Annotated in this window: 17 protein-coding genes and 3 pseudogenes; 7 read left to right on the forward strand and 13 right to left on the reverse strand. The window is 69.6% G+C overall.

Annotated elements, in window-relative coordinates; genetic code table 11:
* The 7 genes and pseudogenes from ACGFNK_RS35740 to ACGFNK_RS35770 form a co-directional block, all read right to left on the reverse strand.
* Positions 1-128, reverse strand: a pseudogene (locus tag ACGFNK_RS35740) (sulfate adenylyltransferase small subunit); the annotation flags it as partial.
* Between the two features lie 14 nt (positions 129-142).
* Positions 143-694 (reverse strand): adenylyl-sulfate kinase, encoded by a 552-nt coding sequence (gene cysC, locus ACGFNK_RS35745; RefSeq protein WP_393422729.1) that lies wholly within the window; start codon positions 692-694, stop codon positions 143-145.
* Entirely contained in the window at positions 691-1,956 is a 1,266-nt protein-coding gene (locus ACGFNK_RS35750; RefSeq protein WP_393422731.1) for a glycosyltransferase family 4 protein, read from the reverse strand. Before ACGFNK_RS35750 ends, cysC begins: the two co-directional genes overlap by 4 nt.
* Positions 1,953-2,387 carry a hypothetical protein gene (locus ACGFNK_RS35755; RefSeq protein WP_393422733.1) on the reverse strand — a complete coding sequence of 145 codons (435 nt, stop codon included), beginning with the start codon at positions 2,385-2,387 and terminating at the stop codon, positions 1,953-1,955. Before ACGFNK_RS35755 ends, ACGFNK_RS35750 begins: the two co-directional genes overlap by 4 nt.
* Positions 2,384-3,283: a sulfotransferase family protein gene (locus ACGFNK_RS35760; protein WP_393422735.1), complete on the reverse strand. Its 900-nt coding sequence runs from the start codon at positions 3,281-3,283 to the stop codon at positions 2,384-2,386. Before ACGFNK_RS35760 ends, ACGFNK_RS35755 begins: the two co-directional genes overlap by 4 nt.
* A 104-nt stretch (positions 3,284-3,387) precedes the next feature.
* The gene (locus ACGFNK_RS35765) at positions 3,388-4,257 is read right to left on the reverse strand and encodes a PaaX family transcriptional regulator C-terminal domain-containing protein (protein ID WP_393422737.1); all 870 of its coding nucleotides are present in this window, start codon (positions 4,255-4,257) and stop codon (positions 3,388-3,390) included.
* Between the two features lie 15 nt (positions 4,258-4,272).
* Positions 4,273-5,991, reverse strand: coding sequence for an AMP-binding protein (locus tag ACGFNK_RS35770; protein WP_393422739.1), 1,719 nt, complete (start codon positions 5,989-5,991; stop codon positions 4,273-4,275).
* Between the two features lie 119 nt (positions 5,992-6,110).
* Here ACGFNK_RS35770 and ACGFNK_RS35775 point away from each other — a divergent pair, with 119 nt between their 5' ends.
* Both ACGFNK_RS35775 and ACGFNK_RS35780 read left to right on the forward strand, forming a co-directional pair.
* Entirely contained in the window at positions 6,111-7,289 is a 1,179-nt protein-coding gene (locus tag ACGFNK_RS35775; protein WP_393422741.1) for an acyl-CoA dehydrogenase family protein, read from the forward strand.
* Positions 7,286-7,684 carry a RidA family protein gene (locus tag ACGFNK_RS35780; protein WP_393422743.1) on the forward strand — a complete coding sequence of 133 codons (399 nt, stop codon included), beginning with the start codon at positions 7,286-7,288 and terminating at the stop codon, positions 7,682-7,684. Before ACGFNK_RS35775 ends, ACGFNK_RS35780 begins: the two co-directional genes overlap by 4 nt.
* A gap of 174 nt (positions 7,685-7,858) precedes the next feature.
* On the opposite strand, the gene ACGFNK_RS35785 is transcribed toward ACGFNK_RS35780, so the two are convergent.
* Positions 7,859-8,062, reverse strand: coding sequence for a DUF5999 family protein (locus tag ACGFNK_RS35785; RefSeq protein ID WP_388682497.1), 204 nt, complete (start codon positions 8,060-8,062; stop codon positions 7,859-7,861).
* A 232-nt stretch (positions 8,063-8,294) separates the two neighbouring features.
* On the opposite strand from ACGFNK_RS35785, the gene ACGFNK_RS35790 reads away from it, so the two are divergent.
* The 4 genes from ACGFNK_RS35790 (at position 8,295) to ACGFNK_RS35805 (ending at position 12,746) form a co-directional block, all read left to right on the forward strand.
* On the forward strand, positions 8,295-8,774 hold the full coding sequence (locus ACGFNK_RS35790) for a DUF6299 family protein (protein WP_393422745.1): 480 nt from the start codon (positions 8,295-8,297) through the stop codon (positions 8,772-8,774).
* A gap of 110 nt (positions 8,775-8,884) precedes the next feature.
* Entirely contained in the window at positions 8,885-9,841 is a 957-nt protein-coding gene (locus tag ACGFNK_RS35795; protein WP_393422747.1) for a glycosyltransferase family 2 protein, read from the forward strand.
* Positions 9,838-10,200, forward strand: coding sequence for a GtrA family protein (locus tag ACGFNK_RS35800; RefSeq protein ID WP_393422749.1), 363 nt, complete (start codon positions 9,838-9,840; stop codon positions 10,198-10,200). Before ACGFNK_RS35795 ends, ACGFNK_RS35800 begins: the two co-directional genes overlap by 4 nt.
* A 41-nt stretch (positions 10,201-10,241) precedes the next feature.
* On the forward strand, positions 10,242-12,746 hold the full coding sequence (locus ACGFNK_RS35805; protein ID WP_393422988.1) for a YfhO family protein: 2,505 nt from the start codon (positions 10,242-10,244) through the stop codon (positions 12,744-12,746).
* On the opposite strand, the pseudogene ACGFNK_RS35810 reads toward ACGFNK_RS35805, so the two are convergent.
* The 4 genes and pseudogenes from ACGFNK_RS35810 to ACGFNK_RS35825 all read right to left on the reverse strand — a co-directional run.
* Positions 12,724-12,825: pseudogene (locus ACGFNK_RS35810) on the reverse strand (hypothetical protein); the annotation flags it as partial. The gene ACGFNK_RS35805 and the pseudogene ACGFNK_RS35810 overlap by 23 nt on opposite strands.
* Positions 12,826-13,089: pseudogene (locus tag ACGFNK_RS35815) on the reverse strand (zinc ribbon domain-containing protein); the annotation flags it as partial.
* 105 nt (positions 13,090-13,194) lie between these two features.
* Positions 13,195-14,724 carry a UDP-N-acetylglucosamine 1-carboxyvinyltransferase gene (locus ACGFNK_RS35820; protein WP_388682507.1) on the reverse strand — a complete coding sequence of 510 codons (1,530 nt, stop codon included), beginning with the start codon at positions 14,722-14,724 and terminating at the stop codon, positions 13,195-13,197.
* A gap of 64 nt (positions 14,725-14,788) precedes the next feature.
* The gene (locus ACGFNK_RS35825; RefSeq protein WP_386349486.1) at positions 14,789-15,028 is read right to left on the reverse strand and encodes a DUF4236 domain-containing protein; all 240 of its coding nucleotides are present in this window, start codon (positions 15,026-15,028) and stop codon (positions 14,789-14,791) included.
* Positions 15,029-15,304: 276 nt separating this feature from the next.
* Between ACGFNK_RS35825 and acnA the strand changes: the two genes are divergently transcribed.
* Positions 15,305-18,022 (forward strand): aconitate hydratase AcnA, encoded by a 2,718-nt coding sequence (gene acnA / locus ACGFNK_RS35830; protein ID WP_393422751.1) that lies wholly within the window; start codon positions 15,305-15,307, stop codon positions 18,020-18,022.
* A 72-nt stretch (positions 18,023-18,094) separates the two neighbouring features.
* On the opposite strand, the gene ACGFNK_RS35835 is transcribed toward acnA, so the two are convergent.
* On the reverse strand, positions 18,095-19,114 hold the full coding sequence (locus ACGFNK_RS35835) for a LuxR family transcriptional regulator (protein WP_393422753.1): 1,020 nt from the start codon (positions 19,112-19,114) through the stop codon (positions 18,095-18,097).
* Position 19,115: the final 1 nt, after the last annotated feature.

The following is a 19,115-nucleotide window of genomic DNA, read 5'->3' on the forward strand; positions in this document are numbered from 1 at the left end:
ATGACGATCGAGTCCTTGCCGCCGGAGAAAAGAATCACCGGCCGCTCGAACTCACCCGCCACCTCACGGAAGATGTGCACACCCTCCGACTCCAGGGCGTCCAGATGGGAGAGCGTGTACGCACGCTCGGCGCTCACGGAGGTCATACGAGCCCCCTCTCCGCCAGCACCGCGTACACCGCGTCCGCCGACTCCTCGGGCGTCTCCCCGTGGGTCTTCAGCGCGATGGCCGGGTCCAGCGGCGGCTCGTACGGGTCGTCGACGCCGGTGAGCCCGGTCAGCTGACCCGCGGCCTGACGGGCGTACAGCCCCTTGACGTCGCGTTCGGCGCACACCTCGACCGGAGTGGCGACATGCACCTCGATGTACGGCGTCCCGCTCGCCTCGTGCCGCTTGCGCACCGCCTCGCGGCTGTCGGCGTACGGCGCGATGACCGGCACCACCGCCAGCACGCCGTTGCGTGCGAGGACTTCGGCGACCAGGCCGATGCGCTGCACGTTGGTGTTGCGGTCCTCGCGGGAGAAGCCGAGGCCCGCGGAGAGGAAGCGGCGGATCTCGTCGCCGTCGAGCACCTCCACGCGGTGGTTCTCGGAGCGCAGCCGGCCGGCGAGAATGCGGGCGATCGTGGTCTTGCCCGCGCTCGGCAGCCCGGTGAGCCAGATCGTGGCTCCCTGAGCCTTTGCCGTGTGGGTCATACGCGCAGTCCTTTCGCGGCGTCGGCGGTGCCGAGCCGTTGTTCGTGGAGTTCGGTGAACAGGGCTTCCCAGCGCGGGTGTACGGCGTCCGGGCCGTACGAGGCGGCCGTCAGCACGGCCGCGACGCCCATCTCCGAACGCAGCGACTCGTCGGCCATCAGCTTGGCCATGGCCTGGGCGAGCGCGTCCGGGTCCTCCGGCGGAACCAGCAGCCCGTCCACTCCGTGCGTCAGCACATCGGAGGGCCCGGTCGGGCAGTCGAAGCTCACCACGGGCAGCGCGTGGCTCATCGCCTCGATCATCACCATGGGCAGGCCCTCGAAGCGTGAACTGAGCACGTAGAACGAGGCCTTGGCGAGTTCGTCGTCCAGCCGGTCGGTGTGGCCCATCAGGAACACATGGTTGTAGAGGTGATGCTCCTCGATGAGGGCCCGCAGCTCGGCCTTCTTCTCACCGCTGCCGTAGATCCTCAACTGCCATTCGGGGTACGTCTCGACGAGCTTCGACCACGCCTCGATGAGCATGTCGAAGCCCTTCTGCGGGAAGAGCCGCCCGGCCGCCACGGCGATCTTCGCGTGATGGTCGGAGGGGACCTGGTCGAGCGAGTGCACGGCGTTGGGGATGCGTACGACCCTGGTGCCGGGCAGCAGTTGCTCGTACTCCTGGCGGTCCCGTTCGGTCAGGACGGCGACTGCGTCGAAGCTCGGATAGGTCTCCCGGATGCGCTGTTGCACATCACGTTTGTGCGTGCCGTGGTTCATGTGCTCCTGCGCCACACGGACCACGCCGCCCGTCGCGTGCTGCGCGGCCAGGAAGTTGAGCGCGGGCCGCGTGGTCACCAGGACGCCGTCCCGCAGTGTGGACAGGTACGCGATGAGCTGCTCCTCGACGTACCGGTTGAAGTACCGGTAGCCGAACTCGCCCGCGGGGATGTGCCTTCCGGGCCGCTCGAGCAGCCTGCCCCGGCGCCAGTCGTGCCAGCGGCCGGCGAGAGAGGACGGCGGGGTGTACTCGCCCTCCCGCAGGTCGACGACCGTGGAGACCGTCACCCGCGGATCGAGCGGGAACTGGATGTCCTTGCGGCGGCGCAGCGCACTCACCAGCTCGACGTCCCAGCCCGCCCGCACAAGGGAGTTGGCCTGGTTCATCACGGTGCGGATCGTGCCGCCGCGGCCGTACGCGTGCAAGAGCAGATAGCGGACCTTCGGGCGCTTTGGGGCCTCATGCGTCGTAAGTCGCGGCGCCTGATTCCGGACTGTCATATCGCCTCTTCCGAACGGCATTCCAGACGGCACTCCAGCGACAGGTTGTCCTTGACCGTGTAGTACGGACGGACACTCCAGCCGCTCAGCCGCTGCTCCGGGAACACCATGATCTTCTTCTTGCCGCGGATGTCGTCGAGCTGACGCCCGACGCGCAACTCCGCCTCGCCGTCGGTGAGATGGATGTCCCACTCCTCAACCTCTCCGTCGGCTTCCGCGTCACGGTCAGCGAGGTCGGAGACGGGCAGCTCGCTCTCGAAGCGATCGCCCTTCACGCGCGCGGGGTACCGCAGCCGCCGGTCGGTCCCGCGCAGCACGAGCACCATCCGCCAACCGTCGGTGCCCCCGGCGGCCCGGCCGTGGATGCGGCCCACGAGGCGGACACGGCCGTCGCGCGGCCAGACCTCTTCAACCTCGGCGTGCGGTCTCATGACACATAACCCCAGGACATACACATCGGGCGCAGCAGCTCGGGGACCTCGTCGTCCTTCGGCAGCGCACGACCGGCCTGCACCTGACCGGACTTGATCTTGTCGCGCCAGTCGCCGAGCCCCTTGACCACCTGCGAGTCGTCCTTCTTGCCGTAGTCGAGCATCGACGGCTCGAACTCGACCTCGAGGAACTCGCACAGGCTCCGCATCTCCTTCTCGGGGTCCGCGGTGATGTCCTCGTATCGCACGGTGTGGCCGCCGGTGATGCCCTTACGGGCCTTCTCCACGGCCTTCATGTAACGCAGTGCGTCGGCCGCCGCCTCGTCGTAGGTGCGCTTTTCGGGGTCGCCCTCGTGCCAGGACCGGGCGATGGACACCGGGTGGCGGAGCAGGAAGACAAAGCGGGCGTCGGGCCAGCAGTCCTGGATGCGCTGATAGACGAACGCGTTGCTCGGCGTCTTCTCGACCAGGAAGTCCTTGCCCGATTTGACCAGTTCGCGATGGAGCACCCGGTCCCACAGCAGATGCTCCAGGTCGCCGCGCTCCAGGTCGAGGGCGCTCATGGCGCGCTGCGACAGCTTGCTGCCGTAGTCGACCTCGAGCCGGCGGATGTGCGTCTCGTGCGGGGAGTGCAGCCGCGAGTGCGCGTTCAGGAGCATGCGCAGCAGGGTCGAACCGGAGCGCACGGGCGACATGATGAAGACCGGCTGCCGCAGCAGTCGGTCCGTCGTCAGGTCCTCGGCCGCGGGGCGTCGGTACACCGGCGTGGGCCGCTTGGCGGATTTCGCCGGTGCGGCCTTCGGCTGCTTGGGCGCGGCGGGGGCGTTGGGGGCCCTGTGCACCTGGAGGCCGGTGGTGGCGGTGAGCGCCCGGTTCAGATTGCGCATCAGACTCATGCGTCGCAAGCCTAGGTAAGGATTATGAGAAGAGGCTAGGAGCGGTCTGAGCGTTGCTCGCACTGACCTAAATGTGAGGCAACTCACGTCGTCCTAGGTTTTGTTCAGATTCCGGGCAACCCTGTCGGGGCTCCCCCATTCTCGGCTTCGCTCGAGCGGGGGGACCCCCACGCAAATGCGGCGCCCGCATCCCGCAACCGCTCGTGCAGTGCCCGGAAGACGGCCGCCGAGCGGGCCCCCGGCCAGTCCGGCGGCAGCAGCGCGGGCGGCAGTCCGGGATCGGCATAGGGGAGGTGGCGCCAGGAGTCCAAGGCCAGCAGATAGTCCCGGTACGCCTCCTGAGGCGGAGTGTCCGTCCGCGCCTCCCAGTCGTGCAGCACGCGCGCGTGGCGGTCCAGAAACTCCTCGTGCTGCTTGGCGATCCCGGCCAGGTCCCACCAGCGCGCGACCGCCTCGGCCGTCGCCGTGAAGCCCAGATGCGCACCGCGGAACAGCTCCACGTACGCGTCGAGACGCAGCCGTTCCAACGTATGACGGGTCTCTTCGTGGAGGCGGGCCGGCGCGAGCCACACCCCGGGGGCGGCCGTTCCGAAGCCGAGGCCCACGAGCCGGGAGCGCAGCACATGCCGCTTCTGCCGCTCGGACTCCGGCACGGAGAACACCGCGAGCACCCAGTCGTCGTCCTCCGGGGGCGCCGCCGCGTAGACCCGCCGATCGCCGTCGTCGAGCAACTGCCTTGCGTCCGGCGACAGTTCGTACCCGGCCGCACCCGTCGCCGTGCGCGCCGACAGGAGCAGCCCGCGGCGTTTGAGCCGGGACACGGACGACCGTACGGAGGGCGCGTCCACGCCGACCGCGGCCAGCAGCCGGATCAGCTCGGCGACCGGCACGGGACCGGCGGCGAAGCGGCCGTACGCGCCGTAGAAGGTGACGATGAGGGACCGGGGAGTGTGCTGCTCGGACACGTTGATCATTCTAGGTCGTCGGCGTCATGCCAGGTCACCTTGCGTGGACCGGAGATCGCTTTCCGTGCCGGCGGAACTGCTTTCCGTATGGCCCGGGTTGACGCCTGTACGCAATCGGTAGCGCTGAAGCTTCCCCGTCGCCGTACGCGGCAGCGCTTCCATGAAGACGATCCGGCGCGGGCATTTGTACGGCGCCAGCTCGGACTTGACGAAGGTGCGCAGCGCCTCGGGGTCCTGTCGCGCTCCGGCCCGCAGTACCGCGTACGCCACCACGACCTGGCCGCGTGTCTCGTCGGGCAGGCCGACAACCGCCGTCTCCACCACGTCCGGGTGACGCAGGAGCGCGTCCTCGACTTCCGGGCCGGCGATGTTGTACCCGGCGGAAATGATCATGTCGTCCGCACGTGCGACATAGCGGAAGTAGCCGTCGGCGTCACGGACATATGTGTCGCCGGTGATGTTCCAGCCGTCACGTACGTACTCCGACTGCCGTGGGTCGGCGAGATAGCGGCAGCCGACCGGTCCGCGCACGGCGAGCAGGCCGGGCTCGCCGTCGGGCACCGGTTCGCCGTTCTCGTCCTGCACGCGCGCGTGCCACCCCGGTACGGGAACGCCCGTGGTCCCCGGACGGATGTCGTCGTCGGCCGCGGAGATGAAGATGTGCAGCAGTTCGGTGGCGCCTATGCCGTTGATGAGGCGCAGGCCGGTGCGCTCGTGCCAGGACTGCCAGGTGGCGGCGGGCAGGTTCTCGCCCGCGGACACACAGCGCCTGAGCGAGGAGATGTCGTACGAGTCCAGCTCCTCCAGCATCGCGCGGTACGCGGTCGGCGCGGTGAACAGCACCGACACCCGGTGCTCGGCGATCGCGGGCAGCAACTGCTTGGGGCCCGCCTGTTCGAGCAGCAGGGCGCTGGCGCCCGCGCGCATCGGGAAGACGACCAGGCCGCCGAGTCCGAAGGTGAAGCCGAGCGGGGGACTGCCGGCGAAGACGTCGTCGGCGTGCGGTTTCAGGACGTGCTCGGAGAAGGTGTCCGCTATCGCCAGGACGTCGCGGTGGAAGTGCATACAGCCCTTGGGGCGGCCGGTGGTGCCGGACGTGAACGCGATGAGGGCGACGTCGTCGGCGGCGGTGTCCACGGCGGGGTACGGCTCGTCGGGGGTGCCGGGGTTCACCCGGCGGTCTATTCGGTTCAGGAGGTCGTCGGGAGCATCGCCGCCGTACGTCGTGATCCGCAGCCCGGGGATCTCCGCCTTCGCGAGGTCGTCCACGGACCGGATGTCGCACAGCGCGTGCCCGACCCGCGCGATCTCGCACATCGTGGCCAGCTCGTGAGGGCGCTGCTGGGCGAGCACGGTGACGGCGACCGCGCCCGCCTTCAGGACGGCCAGCCAGCACGCGGCCAGCCAGGGCGTGGTGGGCCCGCGCAGGAGGACGCGGTTGCCGGGCACCACGCCGAGGTCACGGGTCAGGACGTGCGCGATCCGGTCGGCTCGGGTGCGGAGATCGCCGTACGTCCATAGGTCGCCGGACGGCGTACGGAAGACGGGCCGGTCCGGGTCGGCATGGTCGAGGAGCTCGGCGGCGCAGTTCAGCCGTTCGGGGTAGTGAAGCCCTGGGAGGTCGAAGCGGAGCTCGGGCCACTGGCCGGGGGGTGGGAGATGGTCGCGGGCGAAGGTGTCGACGTGGGCCGAGGTCGTCGGCCGCCCGGTGTCGCTCGCGTCCCTGGAGTCCGTGGGTTCCATGGCGGTTCGCCCCCTGTGTCGTGGTGGGCTCGCGCATCGAGCGTATCGTGTTGGTGACGACAGTCAACGGTCCGCGATAGCCTTGGGGTGTGGCCCGGCAGGGGGAGAAGGGACCGGCAATGACCGCATTCTCGCTCGATCCGGAACAATCCGCCTGGTGCGCGAAGCTACGGGCCGTCGCCGCCGACTGTCTGCGCCCCCTGGCCGAGAAGGGCGAACCGGGCCACGTCAACCGCCCGCTCCTCGTGGAACTGGCTCAACTCGGCCTCCTGAAGCGCCTGTTCACCTCCGGCGCGCTCGACCTGTGTCTGATGCGCGAGTCCCTCGCCTACGCCTGTACGGAAGCGGAGACAGCCCTGGCTCTCCAGGGCCTGGGCGCCCACCCGGTCCACGCGTACGGAACCCCGGCCCAGCGCGACCGCTGGCTGCCCCGCGTCGCCGAGGGCACGGCGGTGGCGGCCTTCGCCCTGAGCGAGCCGGGCGCGGGCTCGGACGCGGCGGCGCTGAGCCTCCGGGCGGAACAGGACACCTCGCCGCAGGCCGAACCCGACGGCCCGGCCCGCTGGCGCCTCACCGGCGAGAAGTGCTGGATCTCCAACGCGCCCGAAGCCGACTTCTACACCGTCTTCGCCCGCACCACGCCCGGCGCCGGCGCCCGCGGGGTGACCGCCTTCCTGGTGCCCGCCGACCGCCCCGGACTCACCGGCACCCCCCTCGACATGCTCTCCCCGCACCCCATCGGCACCCTCGCCTTCGACGCCGTACCGGTGAACGCGGGCGACGTCCTTGGTGAACCCGACCGTGGGTTCCGCGTCGCGATGAACACCCTCAACCTGTTCCGCCCGAGCGTCGGCGCCTTCGCGGTCGGCATGGCACAGGCCGCGCTGGACGCCACCCTCACGCACACCGCGGGACGCGACGCGTTCGGCGGCAAACTGAGCGACCTGCAGACCGTGGCCCACCAGGTCGCCGAGATGGCCCAGCGGACGGAGGCGGCTCGCCTGATGGTCTACGCGGCCGCAGCGGCGTACGACGAAGGCGCCCCCGACGTCCCGAAACGCGCCGCGATGGCGAAGCTGCTCGCCACCGAGACGGCCCAGTACGTGGTCGACGCCGCCGTCCAACTGCACGGCGCCCGCGCTCTGCGCCGCGGCCACCTCCTCGAACACCTCTACCGCGAGGTACGCGCCCCACGGATCTACGAGGGGGCGAGCGAGGTCCAACGGGCGGTCATCGCAAAGGAGTTGTACAAGGAATTGGGTGACAGGGAGCCGTCCGCGGAGGAGGACCGCGCATGACCACCGAGCGCATCAACCCAGCCGAACTTTCCCCGCCCACCGGCTTCTCCCACGCAGTCACCACCACCGGCTCTCGCGTCATCTACCTCGCCGGCCAGACCGCCCTGGACACCGAGGGCAAGATCGTCGGCTCCACGCTCCCCGGCCAGTTCGAACGCGCCCTGACCAACCTCCTCACCGCTCTACGCGCCGCCGGAGGCACCCCCACCGACCTCGCCCGCGTCACCGTCTACACCACGGACGTGGCCGACTACCGCACCCACGCCCCCGAACTCGGCCGCATCTGGCGCAACTTGGCAGGCCTCGAATACCCGGCCATGGCCGTCCTCGGAGTCGTACGCCTCTGGGACACCCAGGCTTTGGTGGAACTCGACGGGGTCGCGGTCCTCCCATAGAGGCAAGGCGCGGCACAGCGCCCCTTCAGGGGCGCGGGGCTGTATCAATGTGCGGCTCCGCCGCGATGGGGGTCCCCCCGCTCGAGCGAAGTCGAGAGTGGGGGAGAAGCCGAGAGTGGGGGAGCGACCAGCCACGACGGACCCGCACCTTCGACCGCCCACCCAGCGGAGCGCTTACGCCGCGATGCTCAGGTGCTCCACCGGTACTCGGTGAGGGGCGACGACGCGGCCGTCAGGCAGGAGGGCGCCCGTGTCGTCGAAGACGATGGCGCCGTCGCACAGGAGGTACCAGCCCTGCTCGGGGTGGGCCGCGACGATGTGTGCGGTGTCGCGGCCGGAGCGGTCGGACTGCGGGCAGGAAGGCCGGTGAGTACACATGGCGTACCTCCACGTGCGACGGGTTCGGGCGACGTGGTCGCCGCCTCGTAATGAGACCATGCCCCGGCCGTGGACTGGGCGGAACCGCCGTCCGTGAAGCGTGACAACACGCGGACATGCTTCGGACGTCCCCGGAACGGACGGTACGGACTCGCCACCGAAGGGGTGACGGTCACGGCCGCGGCGACGAGCGCCGGGTACCTCTGGGAATCCCACCCGAGGAGGTAAACCGATGTTCCTACGCAAGATCCTCGGCGTGGCCGCCGGTGCGGCGCTGCTGATGCTCGCCGCCCCGTCCGCCACCGCCGTCGACGAACCGGCCGATCCCGATCCCGCCGACTCCACCACCGTCGCCGCCGGCGTGGTGACCGTCGACGAGACGGGCCGGATCGCGGCGGACGGCACCATCACCCTCTCCGGCACCTACCGCTGCTCGGACAGCTCCGGCCCGGTGCTCGTCACCTCGTCGTTGGCCGCTCAGGCAGGCAGCCAAGTGCGGTACGGCATCGGCGGCACACGCGCGGTCTGCGACGGAGCCGAGCACACCTGGACGAACACCGGCCGGACGCGGCCGGGCCGCTTCGAGCCCGGACCGGCCCATGTCGAGGCCACGGTGATGGAACTCCGCAGCGACGGCAGCCTCCCCCTCAACCTCCCCCGGCCGCATGTCCACGCGACTGAGGAACAGGACATCACGCTCGTCGAAGCCTGACGCCCCGCACAGGACGCCGACGTCCAGGACCCGACGTCCACCGGACGTCGCCCACAGAACATCCGGCCCGGAGGCACCCCGGCCTCCGGGCCAGAAGCAAGGAGCGCGGGATGCTGTCAGTCGTGGTGCCCTGCTTCAACGAGGAGCAGGTGCTCGAGGCGTTCAACGACGAACTCCACGCGCGGCTCGACGAACTCGGGGAGCCGTACGAGGTGGTGTTCGTCGACGACGGGTCCACCGACGGCACGCTGTCCCTGCTGCGCGCGTTCGCCTTCCGGGACCCTCGCGTCCGTTACCTGTCCCTGTCGCGGAACTTCGGCAAGGAGGCCGGACTGCTCGCGGGGCTGAGCGAGGCCACCGGGGACCACATCGCCATCATGGACGCCGACCTCCAGCACCCGCCCGCCCTGCTCGGCAAGATGCTCGACCTGCGGCGCGAAGGCTTCGACCAGGTCGTCGCCCGCCGCTCCCGCAACCACGACGGCCCCGTGCGAACCCTGCTGAGCCGCGCCTACTACCGGCTCCTCAACCACTGGGCCGACGTCGAACTGGTCGACGGCGCCGGGGATTTCCGCCTGCTCTCGCGCCGCGCCGTGGACGCGCTCGTTGACCTGGGCGAGCGCAACCGCTTCTCCAAGGGCCTGTTCTCGTGGATCGGCTTCAGCACCGTCTTCTTCGACTACCAGGACACCCCACGCGCCGGAGGCAACAGCAAGTGGAGCTACCCCAAGCTCCTCAACTACGCGGTGGACGGCCTGGTCTCCTTCAACAGCCGCCCCCTGCGACTGGCCCTCCACCTCGGGCTCCTGCTCTCCGGCCTGGCCCTCATCTACGCCGTCTGGACGGTCGGCGCCGTGCTCATCGGCGGCGTCACCGCACCCGGTTACGTCACCCTGCTCGTCGCGATCACCGGCTTCGGCGGTATGCAGATGGTGCTGCTCGGCCTCATCGGCGAGTACATCGGCCGGGTCTACTACGAGTGCAAGCAGCGCCCGCACTACCTGGTGAGCGAGCGCCAGCCCGCGGACGTCACCCGTCCGCCCGCCCTGCGGACCCGCTCCTCGTGAAGGGGCAACTCCTGCGGTTCGCGCTGGTCGGGGCCGTCAACACCGGGACGTATTACGCCCTTTACCGGCTGCTGTGCCTGTGGACGCCATATCTGGTCGGGCATGTCCTGGCGACCCTGCTGAGCATGATCGGCTCCTTCTTCATGAACGTCCGCTTCACCTACCGGACCAATCCGAGCTGGCAGAAGTTCGTGCTGTTCCCGCTGACGAACGCCGCGAACCTCCTGCTGACCACCGCCGGGGTCTACGCGCTGGTCTCCGGCCTCGGCATGGACGCACGGATCGCCCCGCTGATCGCCGCCGTCGGAGCGATCCCCGTCACCTTCCTGATCGCCCGCCGCATCCTGGTGCCGGCATGAAGACCCGCCTCGCCGGACCCGGCCTGGCCGCGGCGATCGCCATGGCCGCCTTCGTCATCTCGGGCGGGCTGCGCGGCACGTACCCCTTCGGGGACCGCTCGCGTGCGGTCAACGACCTCGGCAACCAGTTCGTGCCCTTCCATGCCCACCTGTGGGACCTGCTGCACGGCACCTCGTCCGGCGACCTCTTCTTCAACTGGAACAGCGCCTTCGGAGTGCCGTACTGGGCGGACTTCGTCAGCTTCCTCGGCAACCCCTTCTCGCTGCTCGTCGCGGCCTTCCCGCGGCGCCAGGTCGACCTGGGCGTGTACGTGGGGGAGTGCCTGAGCATCGGGCTCGGCGCGGCCGTCATGGCGCTGTGGCTACGGCGGCTGAAGCCCGGCCGCTGGTGGCAGGCGGGCCTGCTCGGCGCCGCGTACGGACTGTCGGGCTGGACGCTCAGCGACGGCGCGTTCGACCCGATGTGGCTGTGGGGCCTGACGGGGTTCCCGCTGATGCTGCTGGCGCTCGACCGCTGTACGCGCGAGCGTGGCTGGCTGTGGGCCGCGCCCATGGTGGGCATGGCCTGGGCCGGCAACTTCTACACCGCGTTGATGGCCGCCGTCGGCACAGCCGTCGTCGGTGTCGTGCTGCTGGCCACCCGCGAGTGGAGCCGGACAGGGCTGCTGCGGTTCCTCGGCCGTACGGCCCTCACCTTCGCGCTCGGTACGGCACTCGCCGCGCCCGTGATCTGGCCCTCGTACCTGGCCGCCGCGGGTGCCCAGCCGATTCCCGCGCTGCCCTACAGCCGTCCGCCACCCCTGGAGTATCTGCTCCAACTGCTGCCCGCACAGTGGGGGTTCGGCAGCCTGCCCCGGTTCTTCGTGGGCATGCTCGCGCTGCTGCTGGTGCTCGCCTTCCCGCTCAGCAGGCAGATCCCCGTGCGTACGCGGGTGGCGTGGTGCCTGGCGCTGCTCGCCGTCGTCGCCTCCTTCTGCTCGCTGCCCACGGTCAAGGCCTGGTACGGCCTCTCGCTGCCCAACGGCAGTCCGTACCGCGCGACGTTCGTGCTCGCCGGTCTGCTGGTCTCGGTCGCGTGGCTGTGCCTCGCCCACCGGCCACGGCCAGGACCCCTGCTCGCCGCCGGTGCGATCACCTGCGTCCTCGCCGCCGCGTCCGTACGCAACGAGAACGGCGTGAGTCACCTGACCTGGCTCGTGGTCCTCGGCTCGGGAGGGCTCACGCTCGGGCTCCTGCTGCTGCTCGCCGGGAAGCGCGGCGCCCGGCTGGTCGGCGCCGCACTCGCCGTGCTCGTCCTCGCAGAGTCCGCGGCCAGCGGTGTCGCCGTCGACCAACAGCGCCACAAGCTGGCCTTCTACACCCCCAAGCCCACCTGGGGCGCCCGTCACGACGCGGTACGCGAGGCCGTCAAGCGGGTCGCCGACTGGCCCGCTCATCGCACCGACACCGGCCCGCCCGAGATCGTCAACAACGACCCCCAGCTCCTGGGCGGCGAGGGCCCGGCCTACTACAGCAGCTACGTGCCGAAGCAGACCGCTCGCCTGCTGCGACGCCTCGGCTACTCCTGGACGATGTACGGCCGCCATCTGATCCCCCAGGACAACCCGGTCGCCGACGCGATCTTCTCCGTCGGCGCCCGCATCCGGCACACCGACGCCCCGGCACGGGTACGCGTCGAACGCTTCCCCGCGCCACCGCTGGTGACCGTCCACCCACGCGAGGCACCCCGACTCCCGCCAGGTTCCTCGGTGTTCGCCCACCAGCAGGCAGCACTGGGACACAAGGTGTACGAGCTGCCGCGGATCTCCTTCGCCGGTGCGCACGGCACGGCCCCGCTGCGCGCGTCGGGCCCGTACCGGCTGACGGCCGCAGGCGCCCCGTACCGGATCACCGCCCGATGCCGCCCCGGCAGCCGCCTGTACGTCGACGGTTCCTGGACCGACGCCATGCTCGCCGGCCCCGACGGAAGGTTCGTACGCCTGTGGGGTGAGCGCCCCGAGAAGGCGGTGGCCACCAAGCCGCTCGGCACCGTCCCGGCGGACGGCCGTGTCACGCTCACCATCGCCACGGTCTTCCAGGACACCGAACTGACCCACTCACCCCTGGCCTGCCTGGACCCCGCCGCACTACGGCGGGCCATCACGGACCTGCGAGCCCGGGGCGCCACACACGTCGCGGCGGGCGGCCACAGCGTACGAGCCACACTCCCGGCCGGTTCCACGGGCACGGCCGTCATCGCCACCGCGCGTACACCGGGCTGGCGCTGCGCGGTCGACGGCGGCCCGATGCGCGCCCCGCAGAGCCGCCTGGGCATGCTGGCGGTACCACTGCCGGACGACGCCACGGAGCACCAACTCCGTTGCTCCTTCCGGCCACCCGGCCTGCGCGCGGCCTCGGCGGCGAGCGCGGGAGCGGTGACGCTCCTGCTGTGCCTGACCGCGTTTCTCAGAAGGGCACGGCGTGAACGTGCCCGCGCCCCGGACGCCAGGCAGCGCGTACCGAGAGTGTGTGACGGAAGACGTTCCGCGGATCCCACTTCGCCTTGATCCGTTGGAGCCGCCGCGCGTGCCGCGCGTGGTTGTCCCCGAATTGAAGTGCTCTCCCGGCAAGCCGGGAGATTCCCACCTACCTTTCGGTGGCGGGCTTGACGCCACGAGTGCGCCTGACGACTGCCCTCCCGGCAGCCGGGATCGCCTGGTGGCCGATCCGATACAGGTGCAAGATGTTCCGGGCCGCGTTCCAGTCGGCGTTCGCCTGGAAGCCGCAGTCGGGGTTCTTGCAGATGAACGTGGCCTGGTCCTTCCGGCTGTCGGGCGTGGTGCAGCCACAGGCCGAACAGCGCCGGGAGGTTCCGGGAGCGGGGACCTTGTGAAGGGTGCCGCCGCGCTGTCAGGTGGCACGGACAGGAGTCGTGGCACCACCGGCAGGGTGGTGCCAGAAGCCCGATCTCAGCAGGTGCGGCGGTAAGCGGTAAGGAGCAGGGACAACAAGGGATCAGATGTCGCGGAAGATCTCGATCTGCGCCCCCACCGTGTTGAGCCGCTCCGCCAGATCCTCGTACCCCCGGTTGATGACGTACACATTCCGCAGCACCGACGTGCCCTCGGCCGCCATCATCGCCAGCAGGACGACCACGGCGGGGCGCAGCGCGGGTGGGCACATCATCTCGGCGGCGCGCCAGCGGGTCGGGCCCTCGACCAACACACGGTGAGGGTCGAGGAGTTGGAGGCGGCCGCCGAGGCGGTTGAGGTCGGTGAGGTAGATCGCGCGGTTGTCGTAGACCCAGTCGTGGATCAGCGTCTTGCCTTGTGCGGAGGCCGCGATGGCCGCGAAGAAGGGGACGTTGTCGATGTTCAGGCCCGGGAACGGCATCGGGTGGATCTTGTCGATCGGCGCTTCCAGCTTCGAGGGCCGGACCAGCAGATCGACCAGCCGCGTACGGCCGTTGTCCGCGAAGTACTCCGGCGTACGGTCGTGATCGAGGCCCATCTCCTCCAGGACCGCCAGCTCGATCTCCAGGAACTCGATCGGCACTCGACGCACCGTCAGCTCCGACTCGGTGACGACGGCGGCGGCCAGCAGGCTCATCGCCTCGACCGGGTCCTCCGAGGGCCAGTAGTCCACGTCCACGTCGATGTTCGGCACCCCGTGCACGGTCAGCGTCGTCGTACCGATGCCTTCCACCCGTACGCCCAATGCCTCCAGGAAGAAACACAGGTCCTGGACCATGTAGTTGGACGAGGCGTTGCGGATGACGGTCACGCCGTCGTGGCGCGCGGCGGCGAGCAGCGCGTTCTCGGTGACCGTGTCCCCGCGCTCGGTCAGCACGATCGGCCGGCCGGGTGTGACGGACCGGTCCACCTGCGCGTGGTAAAGCCCCTCGGTGGCAGTGATGTCCAGACCGAACCGGCGCAGCGCGATCATGTGCGGCTCGATCGTCCGGGTACCGAGGTCGCAACCGCCCGCGTACGGCAGCTTGAACTGGTCCATACGGTGCAGCAGCGGGCCGAGGAACATGATGATCGAGCGCGTACGGCGGGCCGCCTCCGCGTCGATGGTGCCCAGGTCGAGGTCCGCCGGGGGCACGATCTCCAGGTCCACCCCGTCGTTGATCCACCGGGTCCGTACGCCGATGGAGCCGAGCACCTCGAGAAGGCGGTACACCTCCTCGATGCGGGCCACCCGGCGCAGCACCGTGCGTCCCCTGTTCAGGAGGGTCGCGCACAGCAGCGCCACACACGCGTTCTTGCTCGTCTTCACGTCGATGGAGCCGGAGAGCCGCCGGCCGCCAACCACTCGTAGATGCATCGGGCCCGCGTACCCCAGCGAGACGATCTCACTGTCCAGGGCTTCACCGATGCGGGCGATCATCTCAAGACTGATGTTCTGGTTCCCGCGCTCGATGCGGTTCACGGCACTCTGACTGGTGCTGAGCGCCACGGCCAGTTGCGTCTGTGTCCAGCCCCGGTGCTGGCGGGCGTCACGGATGAGCTTGCCGATGCGTACGAGGTAATCGTCTGCCATGCCGGAAGGCTATCTCGGATATGAGATGTCACCATCCCGGGGGGTCCATTGGAGTGACGTCCCCTCAGGCGCGGCCTCCGTGACGCCTGGTGAGGGTGGCGCCACGGCGGCGCCGGGTCGCGGTACGTGTCCTGCGCCACCCGAAGGGGCCGGGCAGGTCGAACGATGTGGTCCGGCGCCCGGTGCTGCTGCGCGTGTGCCGCGGCCCGTGCCGGCCACCCGTGGTGATGGACCAGGAGCGCCGGTTGATGTTCAACCGCACCCCCGGCAGGATCCGGAAACTCTTACGGAACGTGAGGGGCATGTCTGCGTCCTTTCGTCCCAGGGTGGGTACCCCGGATCGGCAGCGGCACGCCGCGGCTGATTTCTGCCGTCGCCTTTCGCGAGGGTGGCGCACCCTCCGGGCATGACCGGGCAGCGGTCATGTACTAGAGTTATCTCGACATCGAGATATCTGCCGAGACGTACCTCAGCCGCCGGATCGGTAAGGGTTACCTAACTTAGCCTTACCTTAGCTGATCGGCCAACCGACGTGGCGGCAGGATGCGGTGGTACGCGCACATGAATGAAGGAGACTGTCGTGTCGGCGAACAGCTTCGACGCCCGCGCCACACTGAACGTGGGCGACGAGTCGTACGAGATCTTCCGGCTGGACAAGGTGGAAGGCTCGGCTCGCCTTCCGTACAGCCTGAAGGTGCTGCTGGAGAACCTGCTCCGGACCGAGGACGGCGCGAACATCACCGCCGACCACATCCGGGCCCTCGGCGGCTGGGACTCACAGGCCCAGCCGAGCCAGGAGATCCAGTTCACCCCCGCCCGTGTGATCATGCAGGACTTCACCGGCGTGCCCTGTGTCGTGGACCTCGCCACCATGCGTGAGGCCGTCAAGGAGCTCGGCGGCGACGCCGCGAAGATCAACCCCCTCGCCCCGGCCGAGCTGGTCATCGACCACTCCGTCATCGCCGACAAGTTCGGCACCAACGAGGCCTTCGCACAGAACGTCGAGCTGGAGTACGGCCGCAACCGCGAGCGCTACCAGTTCCTGCGCTGGGGCCAGACCGCCTTCGACGAGTTCAAGGTCGTCCCGCCCGGCACCGGCATCGTCCACCAGGTCAACATCGAGCACCTGGCCCGTACGGTCATGGTCCGGAACGGCCAGGCATACCCCGACACCCTCGTCGGCACCGACTCGCACACCACCATGGTCAACGGCCTCGGTGTGCTGGGCTGGGGCGTCGGCGGTATCGAGGCCGAGGCCGCGATGCTCGGCCAGCCGGTCTCGATGCTCATCCCGCGTGTCGTCGGCTTCAAGCTGACCGGTGAGCTCAAGCCCGGCACCACCGCCACCGACCTCGTGCTGACCATCACCGAGATGCTCCGCAAGCACGGCGTCGTCGGCAAGTTCGTCGAGTTCTACGGCGAGGGTGTGTCCGCGACCTCGCTCGCCAACCGCGCCACCATCGGCAACATGTCGCCGGAGTTCGGCTCCACCGCCGCGATCTTCCCGATCGACGGCGAGACCATCAAGTACCTCAAGCTCACGGGCCGCAGCGAGCAGCAGCTCGCGCTCGTCGAGGCGTACGCCAAGGAACAGGGCCTCTGGCTCGACCCGGCCGCCGAGCCCGACTTCTCCGAGAAGCTGGAGCTCGACCTCTCGACGGTCGTCCCGTCGATCGCCGGCCCGAAGCGCCCGCAGGACCGGATCGTCCTCGCGAACGCGGCCGAGCAGTTCAAGACCGACGTACGCAACTACGTCGACGACGTGGACGAGGCGGGCCAGGAGTCCTTCCCGGCCTCCGACGCCCCGGCCGTCGCCCCCAACGGCGCCCCGAGCCGCCCGACCACCGTCACCGCCCCCGACGGCTCGACGTACGAGATCGACCACGGTGCCGTGACGGTCGCGGCCATCACCTCCTGCACCAACACCTCGAACCCGTACGTCATGGTCGCCGCCGCCCTTGTGGCCAAGAAGGCGGTCGAGAAGGGCCTGACGCGCAAGCCCTGGGTCAAGACCACCCTCGCCCCCGGCTCCAAGGTCGTCACCGACTACTTCGACAAGGCGGGGCTCACCCCCTACCTCGACAAGGTCGGCTTCAACCTCGTCGGCTACGGCTGCACCACCTGCATCGGCAACTCCGGCCCGCTGCCGGAGGAGGTCTCCAAGGCGGTCAACGAGCATGATCTGGCGGTCACTTCGGTACTCTCCGGCAACCGCAACTTCGAAGGCCGGATCAACCCCGACGTCAAGATGAACTACCTGGCGTCCCCGCCGCTGGTCGTCGCGTACGCCATCGCGGGCTCCATGAAGGTGAACATCACCAAGGACGCGCTGGGAACCGACCAGGACGGCAAGCCCGTATACCTGGAGGACATCTGGCCGACCGAGGCCGAGGTCAACGACGTCGTGGCGAACGCCATCGGCGAGGACATGTTCAACAAGTCCTACGCCGACGTCTTCGCGGGCGACGCCCAGTGGCAGGCGCTGCCGATCCCGACCGGCAACACCTTCGAGTGGGACCCGCAGTCGACGTACGTCCGCAAGCCCCCGTACTTCGAGGGCATGACGATGGAGACCACGCCGGTCACCGACTTCACCGGCGCGCGCGTCCTCGCCAAGCTGGGCGACTCGGTCACCACCGACCACATCTCCCCGGCCGGTGCGATCAAGGCCGACACCCCGGCGGGCAAGTACCTCACGGAGCACGGCGTCGAGCGCCGCGACTTCAACTCCTACGGTTCCCGCCGCGGAAACCACGAGGTCATGATCCGCGGTACGTTCGCCAACATCCGCCTGCGCAACCAGATCGCGCCGGGCACGGAAGGCGGCTACACCCGCGACTTCACCGTCGACGGCGCCCCGGTCTCCTTCATCTACGACGCCTCGCGCAACTACATCGAGCAGGGCATCCCGCTGGTCGTCCTGGCCGGCAAGGAGTACGGCTCCGGCTCGTCCCGCGACTGGGCCGCCAAGGGCACCGCGCTCCTCGGCGTCAAGGCCGTCATCGCCGAGTCGTACGAGCGCATCCACCGCTCGAACCTCATCGGCATGGGCGTACTCCCGCTCCAGTTCCCGGAGGGCGCCTCGGCCGAGTCCCTGGGCCTGACCGGCGAGGAGACCTTCTCCTTCACCGGCGTGACAGAACTGAACGAGGGCCGCACGCCCCGCACGGTGAAGGTCACCACGGACACGGGCGTCGAGTTCGACGCGGTCGTCCGTATCGACACCCCCGGCGAGGCGGACTACTACCGCAACGGCGGCATCATGCAGTACGTGCTGCGCAGCCTGATCCGCAAGTAAGCGCTCAGGTACGGCAGTCGAGGGGCCGCATCCCTGAAGGACACAGGGTGCGGCCCCCTTCGCGTCATACCGTCACACCCAGCCGCGCTGCGCCGCCCGTACCCCCAGCTGGAAGCGGCTCGCCGCACCCAGCCGCTCCTGGAGATCGCTCACCCGCCGACGCAGCGTCCGCAGGCTCACTCCCAGGTGCCGGGCAACCGCCTCGTCCTTCATTCCGGCGGCGAGAAGTCGCGTCAACGCCCTTTCGCCCTCGGTGAGTTCGCCGTCGGTGACCGGCTGACCGAGCGGCGTCGCCTGCTGCCAGGCCAGCTCGAAGAGCCTCTGCAGCGCTTCGGTCACCGCCGAGTGCCGTACCACCGCCGCGCAATAGCCGCCCGCGGCGGAGGCGGTCAGCGGCAGCATCGCTCTGCGGCCGTCGACCACCAGCAGTTTGATAGGCACGGTGGGCAACACCCGGGCCTGCTCGCCGAGTTCGACCATCTTCCAGGCGTGGTACAGCACGTCCGGGTCCTCCAGGGCGGTGGCCGCGTACACCGTGCGATAGACGATGCCACGGCTGAGCAGATCCGCCTGGAGGTCCAACTGCGGGGTGCGCGGGGCGAGATACGGGGGAGTGTCGAAGACGCACACCTCGTGCTCGGCGCGCGCGTACAGCTCCTCGAGGCGCGCGGCGTTGGCGCCCTCGCCCGACACGACGTCGACCAGGCGCGACGGTTCCTCGCGCAGCAGCCCCGCCTCGTACGCCGTCGCCATCTCGTCGGCGGTGGCGGCGAGCAGCTCGGACTCGGTCTCGCGTCGCCGGATCAGGGCGCGGATCGCCACGCGCGGATCGACGGCCCGTAACCCGCCGGTGGAGTCGGGCGGTTGGAGCAGACCGAGTGTGAGCAGCCGGTCGCAGGCCTCGCGCACCCGGGCCGGAGACGCGTCGGTGAGCCGTGCCCAGCCGCCCGCGCCCGCATCGGGCTGATGGAGAATCGCCTGGTACAGCAGCTCGTCGAAAGCAGAGACCCCCACCGCGGCCCAGGGGCTCGCGGCAGGGGTCTGTCTAAGTGCCGTTTGTCTGAGTGCCGAGTCGTATGCCGTGTTCACCATG

The organism is Streptomyces sp. NPDC048825 (assembly GCF_043198355.1).
In the GTDB taxonomy this organism is placed as follows: domain Bacteria; phylum Actinomycetota; class Actinomycetes; order Streptomycetales; family Streptomycetaceae; genus Streptomyces; species Streptomyces xiangluensis.

Coding starts and splice junctions, on each gene's coding strand:
- ACGFNK_RS35755 (WP_393422733.1), bottom strand. CDS start 2,387: ATGAGACCGCACGCCGAGGTTGAAGAGGTCTGGCCGCGCGACGGCCGT.
- ACGFNK_RS35825 (WP_386349486.1), bottom strand. CDS start 15,028: ATGCCCCTCACGTTCCGTAAGAGTTTCCGGATCCTGCCGGGGGTGCGG.
- ACGFNK_RS35765 (WP_393422737.1), bottom strand. CDS start 4,257: ATGATCAACGTGTCCGAGCAGCACACTCCCCGGTCCCTCATCGTCACC.
- ACGFNK_RS35795 (WP_393422747.1), top strand. CDS start 8,885: ATGCTGTCAGTCGTGGTGCCCTGCTTCAACGAGGAGCAGGTGCTCGAG.
- ACGFNK_RS35760 (WP_393422735.1), bottom strand. CDS start 3,283: ATGAGTCTGATGCGCAATCTGAACCGGGCGCTCACCGCCACCACCGGC.
- ACGFNK_RS35790 (WP_393422745.1), top strand. CDS start 8,295: ATGTTCCTACGCAAGATCCTCGGCGTGGCCGCCGGTGCGGCGCTGCTG.
- ACGFNK_RS35805 (WP_393422988.1), top strand. CDS start 10,242: ATGGCCGCCTTCGTCATCTCGGGCGGGCTGCGCGGCACGTACCCCTTC.
- ACGFNK_RS35820 (WP_388682507.1), bottom strand. CDS start 14,724: ATGGCAGACGATTACCTCGTACGCATCGGCAAGCTCATCCGTGACGCC.
- ACGFNK_RS35785 (WP_388682497.1), bottom strand. CDS start 8,062: ATGTGTACTCACCGGCCTTCCTGCCCGCAGTCCGACCGCTCCGGCCGC.
- ACGFNK_RS35750 (WP_393422731.1), bottom strand. CDS start 1,956: ATGACAGTCCGGAATCAGGCGCCGCGACTTACGACGCATGAGGCCCCA.
- ACGFNK_RS35780 (WP_393422743.1), top strand. CDS start 7,286: ATGACCACCGAGCGCATCAACCCAGCCGAACTTTCCCCGCCCACCGGC.
- ACGFNK_RS35770 (WP_393422739.1), bottom strand. CDS start 5,991: ATGGAACCCACGGACTCCAGGGACGCGAGCGACACCGGGCGGCCGACG.
- cysC (WP_393422729.1), bottom strand. CDS start 694: ATGACCCACACGGCAAAGGCTCAGGGAGCCACGATCTGGCTCACCGGG.
- ACGFNK_RS35775 (WP_393422741.1), top strand. CDS start 6,111: ATGACCGCATTCTCGCTCGATCCGGAACAATCCGCCTGGTGCGCGAAG.
- ACGFNK_RS35835 (WP_393422753.1), bottom strand. CDS start 19,114: ATGGTGAACACGGCATACGACTCGGCACTCAGACAAACGGCACTTAGA.